14 protein-coding genes and 1 pseudogene are annotated in these 14,118 nt (G+C 67.4%); 8 read left to right on the forward strand and 7 right to left on the reverse strand.

Annotated elements, in window-relative coordinates; all coding sequences use genetic code 11:
* The first annotated feature begins 18 nt into the window (after positions 1–18).
* On the forward strand, positions 19–417 hold the full coding sequence (locus ABFB10_RS18200; RefSeq protein ID WP_347167571.1) for a response regulator: 399 nt from the start codon (positions 19–21) through the stop codon (positions 415–417).
* Between the two features lie 30 nt (positions 418–447).
* Here ABFB10_RS18200 and ABFB10_RS18205 read toward each other — a convergent pair whose 3' ends face one another.
* Complete coding sequence (locus tag ABFB10_RS18205; protein WP_347167572.1) at positions 448–1,056, reverse strand: nucleotidyltransferase family protein; 609 nt, start codon at positions 1,054–1,056, stop codon at positions 448–450.
* Positions 1,057–1,794: 738 nt separating this feature from the next.
* Between ABFB10_RS18205 and ABFB10_RS18210 the strand changes: the two genes are divergently transcribed.
* The 3 genes from ABFB10_RS18210 (at position 1,795) to ABFB10_RS18220 (ending at position 4,644) form a co-directional block, all read left to right on the forward strand.
* A complete protein-coding gene (locus ABFB10_RS18210) occupies positions 1,795–3,054 on the forward strand; it encodes a DUF2254 domain-containing protein (RefSeq protein ID WP_347167573.1) in 1,260 nt (419 codons plus the stop codon).
* A 77-nt stretch (positions 3,055–3,131) separates the two neighbouring features.
* Entirely contained in the window at positions 3,132–3,374 is a 243-nt protein-coding gene (locus ABFB10_RS18215) for a hypothetical protein (RefSeq protein ID WP_347167574.1), read from the forward strand.
* A gap of 151 nt (positions 3,375–3,525) precedes the next feature.
* The gene (locus ABFB10_RS18220) at positions 3,526–4,644 is read left to right on the forward strand and encodes a histidine kinase dimerization/phosphoacceptor domain -containing protein (RefSeq protein ID WP_347167575.1); all 1,119 of its coding nucleotides are present in this window, start codon (positions 3,526–3,528) and stop codon (positions 4,642–4,644) included.
* A gap of 47 nt (positions 4,645–4,691) precedes the next feature.
* Here ABFB10_RS18220 and ABFB10_RS18225 read toward each other — a convergent pair whose 3' ends face one another.
* The 4 genes from ABFB10_RS18225 to ABFB10_RS18240 all read right to left on the reverse strand — a co-directional run bounded on the left by ABFB10_RS18225 (position 4,692) and on the right by ABFB10_RS18240 (position 8,866).
* The gene (locus ABFB10_RS18225; RefSeq protein ID WP_347167576.1) at positions 4,692–6,020 is read right to left on the reverse strand and encodes an HlyC/CorC family transporter; all 1,329 of its coding nucleotides are present in this window, start codon (positions 6,018–6,020) and stop codon (positions 4,692–4,694) included.
* A 320-nt stretch (positions 6,021–6,340) separates the two neighbouring features.
* Positions 6,341–7,270 (reverse strand): site-specific tyrosine recombinase XerD, encoded by a 930-nt coding sequence (locus tag ABFB10_RS18230; RefSeq protein WP_347167577.1) that lies wholly within the window; start codon positions 7,268–7,270, stop codon positions 6,341–6,343.
* Positions 7,267–8,727, reverse strand: a complete 1,461-nt coding sequence (locus ABFB10_RS18235; protein WP_347167578.1) for a hypothetical protein — start codon at positions 8,725–8,727, stop codon at positions 7,267–7,269. The genes ABFB10_RS18230 and ABFB10_RS18235 overlap by 4 nt, the downstream gene beginning before the upstream one ends.
* Entirely contained in the window at positions 8,717–8,866 is a 150-nt protein-coding gene (locus tag ABFB10_RS18240; protein WP_023850535.1) for a hypothetical protein, read from the reverse strand. The genes ABFB10_RS18235 and ABFB10_RS18240 overlap by 11 nt, the downstream gene beginning before the upstream one ends.
* A 97-nt stretch (positions 8,867–8,963) precedes the next feature.
* On the opposite strand from ABFB10_RS18240, the pseudogene ABFB10_RS18245 reads away from it, so the two are divergent.
* The 3 genes and pseudogenes from ABFB10_RS18245 (at position 8,964) to ABFB10_RS18255 (ending at position 11,154) form a co-directional block, all read left to right on the forward strand.
* Positions 8,964–9,538, forward strand: a pseudogene (locus ABFB10_RS18245) (shikimate kinase).
* Positions 9,535–10,647 (forward strand): 3-dehydroquinate synthase, encoded by a 1,113-nt coding sequence (gene aroB, locus ABFB10_RS18250; protein WP_347167579.1) that lies wholly within the window; start codon positions 9,535–9,537, stop codon positions 10,645–10,647. Before ABFB10_RS18245 ends, aroB begins: the two are co-directional and overlap by 4 nt.
* Before the next feature lie 15 nt (positions 10,648–10,662).
* The gene (locus ABFB10_RS18255) at positions 10,663–11,154 is read left to right on the forward strand and encodes an asparaginase domain-containing protein (RefSeq protein WP_347167580.1); all 492 of its coding nucleotides are present in this window, start codon (positions 10,663–10,665) and stop codon (positions 11,152–11,154) included.
* A 126-nt stretch (positions 11,155–11,280) separates the two neighbouring features.
* On the opposite strand, the gene ssb is transcribed toward ABFB10_RS18255, so the two are convergent.
* Positions 11,281–11,808: a single-stranded DNA-binding protein gene (gene ssb, locus ABFB10_RS18260; protein WP_206565895.1), complete on the reverse strand. Its 528-nt coding sequence runs from the start codon at positions 11,806–11,808 to the stop codon at positions 11,281–11,283.
* Between the two features lie 159 nt (positions 11,809–11,967).
* Here ssb and ABFB10_RS18265 point away from each other — a divergent pair, with 159 nt between their 5' ends.
* On the forward strand, positions 11,968–12,582 hold the full coding sequence (locus tag ABFB10_RS18265) for a lytic transglycosylase domain-containing protein (RefSeq protein ID WP_347167581.1): 615 nt from the start codon (positions 11,968–11,970) through the stop codon (positions 12,580–12,582).
* Between the two features lie 343 nt (positions 12,583–12,925).
* On the opposite strand, the gene ABFB10_RS18270 is transcribed toward ABFB10_RS18265, so the two are convergent.
* Positions 12,926–13,876, reverse strand: coding sequence for a cation efflux transmembrane domain-containing protein (locus ABFB10_RS18270; RefSeq protein WP_347167582.1), 951 nt, complete (start codon positions 13,874–13,876; stop codon positions 12,926–12,928).
* Between the last annotated feature and the right edge of the window lie 242 nt (positions 13,877–14,118).

Genomic DNA, 14,118 nt, shown 5'->3' on the forward strand with positions numbered 1-14,118 from the left:
GATACCGTGAGGTGCATCATGTCCGATAAGAAAGCTGTTGAGAAAGCTGTCTGCCTGATCGTCGACGATATCGCGTTCGACCGCCGCATGATGCGCCGCGTCGTCGGGAAAAGCTGCCCCGGGCTGCCGATGATCGTTGCCCACAATCTGGGCGAAGCGCGCAGGCGGCTGCGCGAAAGAACCGTGTCTATCCTGTTCCTCGACAATTCCCTGCCGGACGGGCGAGGCGTGGATTTCGTGTCGGAACTGGCGGAAGACCGGAATTTGCGCCGGGTGCCGGTCATTATCGTTTCGGACTTCCCGTCACCCTTCATGTACGCCAAGGCCCAGGCCGCCAATGTCAGAGAGGTCTGGTCCAAGCGAGAGTTCGTGGCGCCAGCGGTTCAACGGGCTGTATGCACTCATGCGTTGCATTAGGTCTTTACGGCAAGGCTTTGACTTAACGCATTATTGTGCGCATATGCGCGCCGCCTGCCATTCCTCCCAGGCCTCCGGCGTGTCGAGGTCGGTCAGCGCCTTGGCCCCGGGCAGCGCCACCCGTCGCACCCGGTGTTCGTTGGTCTTCAGGACATCCCGCGCGCCCTGATCTCCGGTCAACTGTTGCAGGGCCATGAAGCAATCGGCCGGAAACAGGACCGGGTGACCCGGCCTGCCGTCTTCGGATGTCGCCTGCTGAAGCATCGGCTGAGGGGTGGCGCGGAAGCCGGTGATCAGCAGCGATATGTCCTGGGTGTCCAGATCCGGCATATCGGCGGGCAGGATGATCGCGGCGACGATGCCCCGCGGCAGCATGCCGATACCGCGCCGGATAGACGAGGACATGCCCTGATCGCTGTCCGGTACAGCCACAAGCTGAACGGGAAGCCCGGCCAGCACCTTGGCCCGGGGGTGGTCGTAATCGGGCAGGGTGACGCAGACATGCGCTCCGGCTGCGATTGCCCGCTGTGCCTGACGGCGCAGAAGGGGTGTGCCCTCCACCAGTTCGGTCAGCTTGTCGCGTCCGCGCATCCGCGAACTTGCGCCAGCGGCGGGAAGAAGAATGGCTATGTCCTGCATGCGCGCACCCTAGCATAAAGTTGCGCGAAGTGTGGTCGCTCTTTGTGACAAGGCAAGTATATTTTGTGTCTGCGCAAGAAAATGCCGCATCATGCTGCGCTGCAACATTCACAAAGCGCCATGTCAGTGCGGCATGCCAAGGTCGGCGGGACCGAAGCGCGGCGCGGCGGGGATGGGGTCTTCGGGGATCGCTTTCGGCGGCTGACGGCTCCGCAGGACAAGGCCGCCCGCGGGGTGGGTATACCCGCCAGAGATGCAGACCCTCTGTCCGGTGCCGCCGAACCCGGCCTTGCTGACAGCGCCACGGTGAGTCCGGGTGCCATCGGGCGCAAGGGCGCGGATCTTGGAGCTTACCCCCGGATCGCCCGCCATTTATGGAAGTTTTGTATATAAATTCAGATTGTTGAGGTGTTATCTTCATGTGACGTAACGGGGCCCCTGGTGCAGCCGCATCGCATGGCCGGGACGCGCGGCGGCGGTCCTGCTGCTGTTCGGGTTTTGATCGCCGCCCGTCGCCAGGCCCGGTGGAACCGGAGGAGAACCCGGGCCCTTCGCCCGACAAGAGGTTCGACCGGCCAGGTTTTTCCCGGCGGTACTGGCTGCAACAGCCGCCACCAATTGCGCAGAGGCGGAGGGGGCCGTGTCCAGTCTCCTGTTCCCTCACCGGAATTTCCGGGCCAGAGTTGGGCAGGAACCGCCTGTCCGTGACGGGCGATCTCACGAACGAAGGGGCCCCATGTGCTGAACAGCCTTCTCAAGCGGCTGCGCCAACTGTCGCGCCGGATCTATGTGCGCGTCACGCTTTTTGCCGTCTTCGCGGTGGTGGCGGTGCTGCTGTCGAAACTGATCGCGCCGCTGATCCCCTTCGACCTCAAGGGCCGGGTGGGCGCCGAGGCCGTGGATACGATCCTGAACATCCTCGCGACCTCGATGCTGACGGTCACGACCTTCTCGCTGACCATCATGCTGAACGCGCTGATCTCGGCGGCCAATCTCTGGACGCCGCGCAGCCACCTGATCCTGCGCGAGGACACGGTCACGCAAAGCGTGCTGGCGAACTTCCTCGGCGCCTACCTGTTCTCGCTGATCGGCATCATCATGCGCCACGCCGGGCTCTTCGACGAGCGCGAGATCGTGGTGCTGTTCTTCATGTCTCTGCTGGTCGTGGGGATGGTGGTCGTCTCGCTGATCCGCTGGATCGTCCACCTGGAAGGGCTTGGCAGCCTGACCTTCACCGCCGCGCAGATCGAGGCAGAAGTGGCCCGCGCCGTCACCCGCGCCGCCGATCTGCCCTGTCACGGCGCCCATGCGCTGGACGATGCGCAGGCGCAGATCCCGCAAAGCGCATGGCCGCTGCGCGCCGACCGCTGCGGCTATCTTCAGCAGATCTTTCAGGCGGCGCTTCAGGATGCCGCAGAGGCCGCCGATTTCCGCGTCTACGTGGTGACGGAGGTCGGGCAGTACCTGCTGCATGGAGAGCCGCTGGTCTATGTCGACTGTGCCGAGACCCTCTCCGAGGAGGCCGAGCAGCGGCTGCGCAAATGCCTGCCCCTGAGCGAACTGCGCTCTTTCGAGGAAGACCCGGCATTCGGCGCCCGGGTTCTGGCAGAGGTCGCGGTCAAGGCGCTGTCGCCGGGGATCAACGACCCCGGCACGGCCATCGATATCCTCAACCGGATGGCCCGGGTCCTGTCGTCGGCGCGGGTCGGCGCCATGGAGGAACCGCAGTACCCGCGCATCTGGGCCCGCAGGCTGGACCCGGAAACGCTGTTCGAGGCGGGCTTCGACCCCATTGCCCGCTGCGCGGGCGAGGACCTGGACGTGCACCGCACCCTTCAGGTGGCCCTGCGGCAGGTGTGCTTTGCCGCCCGCGATCCGCGCGTGGCCGAGGCCGCCCGCGCCTGCGCGGGAAGGGCGCTGGATCGGGCGGCGCTGGACATCCGCTACCCGCCTGACCTTGAAAAGGTGCGGGCCGCGTCCGAGCCCGGGCGCCCGTAAACGCTCTTTTCACGGCGCGCTGCGACACAAATGGTTAACGAAAGGTTAACGTGTTCCGAACCATGGGAGGATTCGGGATGCGGTGGATCGTTTTATGTCTGGTCATGCTTGCGGGGGCGGCCCAGGCCGAGGGGGTGACGGCACCAGAGCTGCCGGTCGATCCGGCCAGTTTCGAGTTCCGGATGCAGAACCTGATGAACGGTCCCGCCTTGTCCCAGGGGTGCTGCAAGACCTGCCGCAAGGGAAAGGCCTGCGGCAATTCCTGTATCTCGACCAGCAAGTCCTGCCGTGTCGGCCCGGGCTGCGCCTGCAACGGCTAGGGGGTGGCGGCCCGGTTTGCGACAGGCTCTCTGGCCGACCGCCAAGCCCGGCGGCGGATGGACGCCGGTGGGGGCCGCCACTCGCGGCCTCGCTTGATTTCCGGTTCCAAGCGGTTACCGTGCCCGCCTTGGGATGATTGAGGGGTGCCGTGTGACCGGCCTGTCCGAAACGGAAACGGCGCGTCTGACCGCGCTGCACGACTACGAGATCCTCGACAGCGCGCCGGAGCCGGAGTTCGATGAGGTGGTCAACCTCGTCGCGCAGCTTCTCGACACGCCGGTCGCCCTGATCAGCCTCGTCGACGGGGACCGGCAATGGTTCAAGGCCCGTGTCGGCATGGACAGCCCGCAGACCCCTCTGGGCCAGTCGATCTGCGCCCATGCGATCCAGGCCGACAGTCTGTTCGAGATCCCCGACACGCTGGACGATGCGCGGACCGCGGGCAACCCGCTGTGCTGCGGAGAGCTGTCGGACATGCGCTTCTACGCCGGGGCGGTGCTGAAGTCCGCCTCGGGGCACCGGCTGGGCACGCTCTGCGTGCTGGATACCCAGCCGCGCCGCCTGACAGAGCTTCAGCGCCGCACCCTGCAGGTCATGGCCGATCAGGTCATGCGCCAGCTGGATCTGCGCCGGGCGCTGCGGAACGAAGAGATCCTGCGCGACGAGATCGACCACCGGGTGAAGAACTCTCTGCAGACCGTGTCGTCTCTGGTGCGGCTCTACCGCGCCCGCGCCCGCGAGGCGGAAACCAAAGAGATGCTGGACGCGGTGGCCCGGCGGGTGACGGCGGTGGCGGAACTGCACTCGGCGCTCTACCAGTCAGAGCTGCGCTCCGAGATCCCCGCCGACACCTATCTTGGCCGGGTCGTGGCGCTGTTGCGCAGCCAGGCGCCCGAAGCGGTCACGCTGGCCGAGGATCTGGCGCCGGTGCGGATCGCGCCCGACGTGGCCTCGGCGCTTGCGGTGGTGATCAGCGAATTCGCCGCCAATTCCTTCAAGCATGCCTTCGCGGGCGTTCAGGCAGGCCGGTTGACGATCCGCCTGGGCGAGGGGCCGCAGGGGCTGGAGTTGTTCTGCGAAGACAATGGCAGGGGCGCGGGGGTCGCGGAGGTCGCGGAGGCAGAGGAGGGCGCCGGGATCGGCAAGCGGCTCATGCATGCCGCGGCAGAGCAGGTCGGCGGAAAGCTGACGCTTGCGGCGGCGGACACGGGTTACCGGCTGCATCTGGTGGTGCCGCCGCCCGCGCTGCGCGAGGGCGTCGCGGCCTGACGTGACGGGCCGAGCCGGGACGCGACGCCCCGGCACGGCACCCGTGCTCAGGCAGAGCCGCCGTCGGGGTCCAGCGGGCGGATCTTCAGCCGGGTGATGCGGTTGTTCTCGCGCGTCAGCACCTCGAAGCGGAAGCCGTGGAAGTTGAAGACCTGTCCGACCGCCGGGATCATCTGGCTTTCGAAGATCACCAGACCCGCCACGGTATTGGCCTCGTCGTCCGGCAGCGTCCAGTCGGTCGCCCGGTTGAAGTCGCGGATCGTCATGGCGCCGTCGATCACGTAGTTGCCGTCCTCGGCCTTGCGGATCGGGTGCTCGGCATCCGGGTCGAATTCGTCGGTGATCTCGCCCACGATCTCCTCGAGGATGTCCTCCAGCGTGATCAGCCCCTTCAGCGACCCGTATTCGTCCACCACCAGCGCGAAATGCGTGCGGCGCCGCAGGAACTGGCGCATCTGCTCGTCCAGAGAGGTCGTGTCGGGCACGAAATAGGGCTTCATGGCGACATCGGTCACCTTGAAGTCCTGAATGACACCGGCCATCGGGCGCTCTTCGTCCACCAGGCGGTACATGGCGCGCAGCAGGTCCCGGGAATGCAGCACGCCGATGATGTTCTCGGGGTCGCCCTGGTAGACCGGCAGGCGGGTGTGGCTGCTTTCGAGGCATTGCCCCAGGATCTCCTGCGGGCGCGCGTCGGCATCGATCATCTCGATCTTCGAGCGGTGCAGCATGACCTCTTCCACCGTCCGGTCGCCAAGGTCCAGCGCGCCAAGGATGCGGTCGCGGTCCTCCTTCTGGACGACACCCTCCGAGTGGCCAAGCTGCAGCGCCCCGGCGATTTCCTCGCGGACGGCCAGGATGTGGCTGTCGGGATCGGCGCGCACCCCGAAGACGCGCAGCACGCCGCGCACCAGCAGCCGCACGGCAGAGACCACGGGGGCGAAGAGCCGCACCACCACGGCGATCGGCGCCGCCACGCGCGCGGCGGCGGTTTCGGGATTGGTGATCGCATAGGTCTTCGGCAGCACCTCGGCGAAGATCAGCACGAGGAAGGTCATGAACAGCGTCGCCAGCGCCACGCCGCTTTCGCCGAAAAGCCGGGTGAACAGGGCTGTCGCCAGCGAGGTGGCGAGGATGTTCACCATATTGTTGCCCAGAAGGACCGACCCGATCAGCCGCTCGTTGTCCTCGGTGATCTTCAGGGCCTTCTCGGCGCCGCCCGACCCCTTGTCAGAGGCCGCCCGCAGCTTCCCGCGCGAGGCGGCGGTCAGCGCCGTCTCGGACCCCGAGAAGAAGGCCGAAAGCATGATCAGCGCCAGGATCGCCCCGGAGGTGAACCAGAAGGATGAATCGAGAAGGCTGCCAGCCGTTTCCATGGATCAGGTCTTTTCCCTATAGATGCGGTGCGGCCGGTCTCTGTCCGGCCCCCTCGCAGGGTTATGGGCCTCCGCCCGGGGCGGTTCAAGCCCGGCGGGTCAAACTTCCCGCCGGACCGCGACCCGCCACCCCGGCGCGGGCCCTTGCTTCTTTGGTCTTCCAAATACCCTCGGGGGAGGCCCGCAGGGCCGGGGGCAGAGCCCCCTGCGAGATGGCCATGATGTCCCGGCTCCGCCAGCGCCGATCAGTCTTCTCCGGGGCCGCCCGCGCGCCGCGCAGCGGCGCGCCGGTCGGCTCGCGCAGCGAGGCGAAACCGCTCTCAGCCGTCGCGGGCCAGGGGGTGGTGATCCAGCACCAGCGCCCGCAAACGCGCTTCCAGGACATGGGTGTAGATCTCGGTCGTCGCCACATCCGCATGGCCCAGCAGGGTCTGGATCGCCCGCAGGTCGGCGCCATTGGCTAGCAGATGGGTGGCGAAGGCATGGCGCAGCGTGTGCGGGGTGACCTTGGCGGGGCTGACCCCGGCCGCCACCGCGAAGTCCTTGATCGCCATGTAGAAGGCATGGCGTGTCAGGTGCCCGGCCTTGCCGCGAGAGGGGAACAGGAAGGGCGACAGCGGTTTGCCCGCTGCCTGCTTTGCCTCTTCGCCGGCCTCGCGCTGGACCAGCCAGTCGGCCAGCGCCGCGCGGGCCGGCGGCGACAGCGGCACCATGCGCTCCTTGCCGCCCTTGCCGCGGATCAGCAGCATGCGCGGATCGCCCCGGGCCGAGGAAACCGGCAGCGACACCAGTTCCGTGACCCGCATGCCGGTGGCGTAAAGCAGCTGCATCAGGCAGGCGTTGCGGCTGCGGTCGACCGCTGTCCGGCCATGTGCCGCGCCCGCGTCGAGCAGGCGGTCCACCTCCTCGACCGACAGGGTCTTGGGCAGGCGCCTGTCGCGGCCCGGCCCGGCGATCTGCACCGCCGGGTTGTCCCCGCGCAGGCCCTCTTCGAAGGCGAAGCGGTACAGCTGCTTGATCGCCGACAGCCGCCGCGCCCGCGTGGCCCGCGACAGCCCCCGGCGATCGCAATGCACCAGGTAGGCCTCGACGTCGTCCTGCATCGCCGTGGCAAAGTCGCGGCCCTGATCGCCCAGCCAGTCGGCGGCATGGGTCAGGTCGCGCTCGTAGGCGGCCAGCGTATTGCCCGCCGCGCCGCGCTCGGCGGCCATGGCTTCGAGGAAGCGGGGGATCCACTGGGCGGTGCTCATCGCCGCGCCCGTTCCGCGTCAAGCAGCACCAGTTCCAGCGCGGCGCGGCGGGCCGTGTCTTCCAGCCCCACCGCGCGCAGGGTGGCAAGCGCATCGGTCAGGTCGCCGCCGTTGCCAGCCGCGCCGCTGGCAAACAGCGCCATGGCGCGCAGGATCACCTCGCCCAAGCGGCCCTGCGCCAGTTGCTCTGTCAGCACCGGCGGGGGCGCGGCCTCGCCAAAGCCCTCGGCGATCGCCTCGGCATGGGGCAGGTCCGGCAGAGGCGCGGCGGGCGCATCGCCACGGGCAATGGCGCTCAGGAAGGCGATCTCGGGGCTGTTGCCGGTCAGGCCCGACGCAAGCTCTTCGTAGGCGGGCGAGAGGAAGGCGGCCCGCGCCGCCAGCCGTGCCGCCGCCGGGTCGAGCCCCTCGACCGTCGCCAGCGGCGCGGCGAAGAGCTGCGAGAAGGGCACCAGCAGCCCGGCGCTGGCCATCTGCGGCCAGACCTGCCGCAGGGTCAGGCCGACGGTATCCGGCGCCCCGCGCTCCAGCGCCCGCTCGAAGGCCTGCAGGGCCTCGACCCGGTCCCACAGGCCTCCCGAGGCGGCGGGTTCGCGCAGCGAGTAGATGCCCAGCAGGCGGTTCGGCGGCAGGCTGCCCGCCCGCGCCAGCCGTTCCGCCGCCTGGATCTGGTCGCGCCAGCCGTTGTCGCCCGACAGGTCCAGAACCGCGAAGGGCAGGGGCAGCGGGGCGGTGGGCAGCGGCTCCCCCAGCGCCTCGAACAGCCGGAATTCCAGCGGCGAGGGCCGCACCGGCGGCAAGAGCTCGCCCTCTGCTAGTTCGGGATCAAGGAACCGGGTCAGCAGCTCGACCTGCCGCCCGCGCAATTCGCCAAGCGTCTCGCCGGTGCGCAACAGCAGGGCGGCGCGGGTCCAGTCGCCGCCCCGGGCGGTGCAGAAGATGCGCAGGGACATGTCGTCGCTGAGCATCGGGTTGCGTTCCAGCGTCTGGCAGACCGGTTCCGACCGGCCCAGCAGCAGCCCCAGGTCGGCCCAGTGGCGGAACAGCCGGGGATCGTCCACGCCGGTCAGGTCCAGCAGGGCGCGGGCCTCTTCGACGGCGCCGCTGTCCACCAGCCAGCCCAGCCGCCCGGTCAGATGCGCAAGGTCGGCGTCGCCCGCGGGCGGGTCCGCCTCGGCCAGCATCAGCGTGCGCATCTGTTCCCGCAGCACCGGCACCGAAAGGTCCAGCGCGGCGATCAGCGTCGACAGGACCGCCGGGTCCGAGGACCGCCACAGGCTGCCGGGCAGCCCCGTCACCGAGGGCGGCAAGAGCCCTGCGGCGCCGGGGTTCGGCGCGTCCAGCGGGGCGGTCTCGACCGACGGGGGCGTGGCGCTGTCGGCCACAGGCGCATCCTGCGCCAGAGCGGGCCCCGCCGTCAGCAGGGCCAGCAGGATCGCACGGGTCTCAGTTCTCATCCAGCTCCACCGGGACGCGGATCTCGGATTGCGGCGGGCTGAAGTCGGCGCCGAAGAACGGCCCGACATAGGCATAGGCCACCAGGGCAATCGCGCCCAGCACCAGAAGATAAAACAGCCATTTGATCAGTCGGCCCATGCCATTGGTCCTTGCCTCATGTTATTTTTTGAACTTGTACCTAGCCTTTTTGTCCCGTTCACGTCATTCACGCAACGAAGAAACGGATGGGCAAGGGATGGCCGAAGGGGCGGTTCACAAGGGTTTGATCCTGCACAAGACTGTGGTCTTCGTGGGAATGATGGGCGCGGGCAAGACTGCCGTGGGCCGGACCCTTGCCGCCCGGCTGGGTGTGGTCTTCCGCGATTCGGATCACGAGATCGAAGAAGCCGCCAACATGACCATCGCCGAGATCTTCGAACGCGATGGCGAGGCCTTCTTTCGCCGCAAGGAAAGCCAGGTGATCGGTACCGTCTGCTGGAAGGCAGGCCGGGGGTGCTGTCGACCGGCGGCGGGGCGTTCATGACCGAAGGCAACCGCCGGATGATCACCGAACTGGGGGTCTCGGTCTGGCTCAACGCCGATCTGCCGGTGCTCTGGGACCGGGTCCGGCACAAGGACACGCGCCCGCTGTTGAAGACGCCGGATCCGCTGGGCACCCTGACCCGGCTTTATGAACAACGGGTGCCGATCTATGCGCAGGCGGATCTGACCGTGCGCTCGGACCCGGGAATGACGCTCGACGCCATGGCGCGCCGGGTGACAGAGGCGCTGCTGGCAGAGCGGCCCGACGTGCTGGAGAGACGCGAATGATCGAAGTAGTCCCCGTCCCGCTGCCGGGGCGCGCATACGAGGTGCGCATCGGCGCGGGTCTGATCGAGGATGCGGGCGCGCAGATTGCGCCGCTCTTGCGCCGCCCGCGCGTGGCCGTGGTCAGCGACGAGACCGTGGCGGCGCATTGGCTGCCGGTCTTGCAACAGGCCCTGAAGGCCCAGGGCATCGAGAGCACCGCCCTGACCCTGCCCGCCGGAGAGGCGACCAAGGGCTGGCCGCAGTTCACCCGCACGGTGGAATGGCTGCTGGAGCAGAAGATCGAGCGCCGCGACGTGGTGATCGCCCTTGGCGGTGGCGTCATCGGTGACCTCGTGGGCTTTGCCGCCGCCGTCCTGCGGCGGGGCGTGCGCTTCGTGCAGGTGCCGACCTCGCTGCTGGCGCAGGTCGACAGTTCCGTGGGCGGCAAGACCGGGATCAACGCGCCGCAGGGCAAGAACCTGATCGGCGCCTTCCACCAGCCCAGCCTCGTCCTGGCCGACATCGGCGTGCTGGACACGCTGACGCCGCGCGATTTCCGCGCCGGCATGGGCGAGGTGGTGAAGTACGGAATGCTCGGGGATTCCGAATTCTTCCAGTGGCTTGAGGCGCATGGCTCATCCGTTGTGGCAGGGGACCGGGCGGCCCGGAGCCATGCGGTCCGCCGCTCTGTCGAGATGAAGGCAGAGATCGTCCTGCGCGACGAAACCGAACAGGGCGACCGCGCGCTGCTGAACCTTGGCCATACCTTCTGTCACGCGCTGGAGGCGGCGACCGGCTATTCCGACCGGCTGCTGCATGGCGAGGGCGTGGCCATCGGCTGCGCGCTGGCCTTCGCCCTGTCGGCGCGGCTGGGCCTCTGTCCGCAAGAGGATCCAAGCCGCGTGCGCGCGCTGATCCGCGACCTGGGGATGCGCTGCGACCTTTCGGATATCCCCGGAGACCTGCCGGGGGCCGAGGCGCTGCTGGATCTCATGGGGCAGGACAAGAAGGTGGTGGACGGGCAGCTGCGCTTCATCCTCGCACGGGGGATCGGCGACAGCTTCGTCACTTCGGACGTGCCGCGCGACACCGTTCTGGAGCTGCTGCGCGAAGAGCTGGATCGCCGCTGAACCGTTGGGGGAGTTATGAAAGACCTGCGCATCCTCGTGACCGGCGGGACCATCGACAAGGTGCATGACCCGCGCACCGAGGGCCTGTCCTTTTCGCCCGACGGCGCCACGCATCTGCCCGAGATGCTGCGCATCGCGCGCTGTCATTTCCCGGTGGTGCAGCTGCTGATGCTGAAGGACAGCCTGTATTTCGACGATGCCGACCGCGCTTCCATTGCCAAGGCCGTCGAGGACGCGCCCGAGCCCTGCGTCGTCATCACCCACGGCACCGGCACCATGGGCGAGACCGCGCGCTTTCTCGCCCCCTTGGTCGGCGACAAGACCGTGGTGCTGACCGGCGCGATGCGGCCCTTCTCGCTTTATGCCTCGGATGGCGAGTTCAATCTGGGCGGCGCGGTCGTGGCGGCGCAGATGCTGGCGCCGGGCGTCTGGGGCGTGATGAACGGGCGGGTCTTCGCTGCCGAGGCGCTGAACAAGAACGTCGAACAGGGGCGCTTCGACGCCTGAGCTGCGGCGCTGTCACGGGCAGGGTGCGGCGCGCGCGAAGGACGAAGGCCGAGGAGGCGGCAGCCCCCTGAACGCAAAGACCCCGACCGATGGGCCGGGGTCTTGTTCGTTCTGAAGGCGAAAGCCCTAGAACGGGATTTCGTCGTCGATATCGCGCGAAGGCGCGCGCGAGGGGCCAGAGCCGCCGCCCGAGGAGGACCCGCCGCCGTAGCCGCCGTCATCGTAACCGCCGCGGTCGTCGTAGCCGCCACCGCCACCACCGCCGTAGCTGCCACCGCCGCCACCGCCACCGCCGCCGCCGTCACGACCGTCGAGCATCTGCAGCGAGCCGCCGAAGCCCTGGATCACGACCTCGGTCGAATAGCGGTCCTGACCGCTCTGGTCCTGCCATTTGCGGGTCTGAAGCTGGCCCTCGATATAGACCTTCGAGCCCTTGCGCAGATACTGTTCGCAGACCCGCACCAGCCCTTCCTGGAAGATCGCGACAGAGTGCCACTCTGTGCGTTCCTTGCGCTCTCCGGTGTTGCGGTCCTTCCATGTTTCCGAGGTGGCGATCCGCAGGTTGCAGACCTTGCCGCCGTTCTGGAAGGTGCGCACCTCGGGGTCGCGCCCGAGGTTGCCGATGAGGATCACCTTGTTCACCGATCCGGCCATGTCGTTCCCTTTCGAATCTTGTTTTCGGCGTCGTTTCGCCGACCGTATACCAGCCGTGGCCCTGGCCGAAAGGGGCAGGGCATCGGTGCTGGTCCTATGGGCGAAAACTGGGTAAGGTCGCGCCCGGACAGTGATTGAACGATTACGGGACGGGATGCCATGGGGCTGGCGGCTTTGAAAGTCGGAGCGGTCGTAGGGGCCGCGCTGCTGACCACGGGTGCGGCAGCGGATGTACTTTCGACCAAGAACCGGGCCATGCTGTTCGGCAACCAGACACGGGTTCTGGATAGCCGGGCCGCGCAGCAATACAACAACTCTGTAAGGCTGAAGCCGCCGACCGTCGTGACTCCGACGAAATGGGGCACGGTAACGCCCGAGGACGGGACGGTGCCGCGCTATCGCGGGCGTTACAATGGCCCCTATGCGGATCTGGCCCGCGTCGCCGCGCGGCGCAACGGCATCCCCGAGGACCTGTTCCTGCGGCTGGTCATGCAGGAATCGCGTTTCAACCCGAAGGCCCTGTCCCACAAGGGCGCGATCGGGCTGGCGCAGCTGATGCCGGGCACCGCGAAGGTGCTGGGCGTCGATCCGCACGACCCCGAGCAGAACCTCGAGGGCGGGGCGCGCTACCTGAAGGCGCAATACGTGAAGTTCGGCTCGTGGCGGCTGGCGCTGGCGGCCTATAACGCCGGGCCGGGTGCGGTGATCAAGCACGGCGGCGTGCCGCCCTACCGCGAGACCAAGAACTACGTGAAGGTCATCTGGGGCAGCTGACCGGCTGCGCGGCGGGCTTGGCCCGTGCCGCGCGCCTTTGTCCCCGGGCCGCCCGGCGCCTGCCAGAACTCCGGCTCGGCGCCCTTCCAGAACATCCCGCAAAGGCGGCCCGGCAGGGGCGATGGAGGCCGTGAGAGCCGAGAGAACCACGCAGGTCTCAGCAGCGGCCCCTGACGGCGCGGATGACCGCGGCGCGGCCTTGCGCTGCGGCGGGGGCGAGCGGCAGCGGCGCGGGCAGCGTGCCTTTTCACGATGGCATCACCAATGTCCGCTTTTGGTACGTCCGCGATCGTGGTCGCCTCTGCCGGGGGGGACGGGGCCGGGTTCCCCCGGATTGAACCGATCAAGAGGGATTGAGTGCGTCGGGCCAGCGTCTGGGGTGCTCCGAGATCACCAGAAACACATCTGCATTCGCCAGGGCGGTCCGGGCATCCCGGATCATCTGCAGATTCAGGCTGTCGATTTCCGCTGCCGAAACCCGACGGTCGGGATCATAATACACCATCACCATGTAGGTCCGGCCCAGCTTGGTGATCGACATATCCTGCAGTCTGCCGCCATCCTCGGCGATCGCGGACCGAAGCGCCCGACGCACCGTCGCAAGATGTGCGGGGCTTGCACTGACCCCGGCCAGTTCACCCAAGCCGTCGCGAAGCTCGCGGGCATAGGACGCGATGGCCAGCATGCAGAGCAGCAGGACGATCACGGAATCGCCCACCGGCGCAATCGGCGCCAGCGGGCCGTCCCGGAACAGGTAGATGGCGCCCAGACCAGCCCCCGCCGCCACCGTGATCATCCCGTCGAACAGCGCGGCTTTCGCCTCAAGGCGCAGGATCGCGCTTTTCTTTCCGGTCTTGCGCCAGGTGAAGTAATGGAAGCCCCAGAGCACGGCGCACATCAGGCCGATGCCGGTGAAATAGGCGATCATCGGAGCGAAGTTCAGAGGCTCGGGCATCATGCCGCCGATGTAGTTGTAGATGTTCCGGAGCGCGTTGGTGATGGCAAACAGCAGCAAGCCAAGAAGCGAGAGAGCGCGGAAGGTCGCAAAGATCGCCTCGTCCGCAGCATAGCCCAGGGGACGTGCGTTGTCGGGCCCTGCATCGATCCGGCGGCTGATCCGACGTGCAAGCAGCGCCGATCCAAAGCCGATCAACGAGAACAGACCATCCAGCAGGATTGCATTGGAATTCGCCAGTAGACCGGCCAGCAACCCTGCTCCGGCCATGAGCAGATTGCCCCACATGGCAACACCAAGAGAGCGGCTTTCAAGGCGCTTTTCTACCGTCGATGTCATTTTCTATCCTCAAGCGAAGCTGCAACGCCACATCAGAATGGGACCGGCTTTTTCCAAGGTATCCAACGCATATCGCGGGGACCATTGAACGGGCGTCAGAAAAATCCAAGCCTTGCGCAAAAATATACTGTCTTAACCCTCGGGCCAGGAACGGGCGTTGTGATAGGCGACGGCATGGTCCTGATAGCCCGAGATGACCTTGTGCCACATTTCCGTGGCGAAACCCATCATGGTTCCAAAAG

It is taken from the genome of Ponticoccus litoralis (assembly GCF_039769985.1).
GTDB lineage: Bacteria > Pseudomonadota > Alphaproteobacteria > Rhodobacterales > Rhodobacteraceae > Ponticoccus > Ponticoccus litoralis.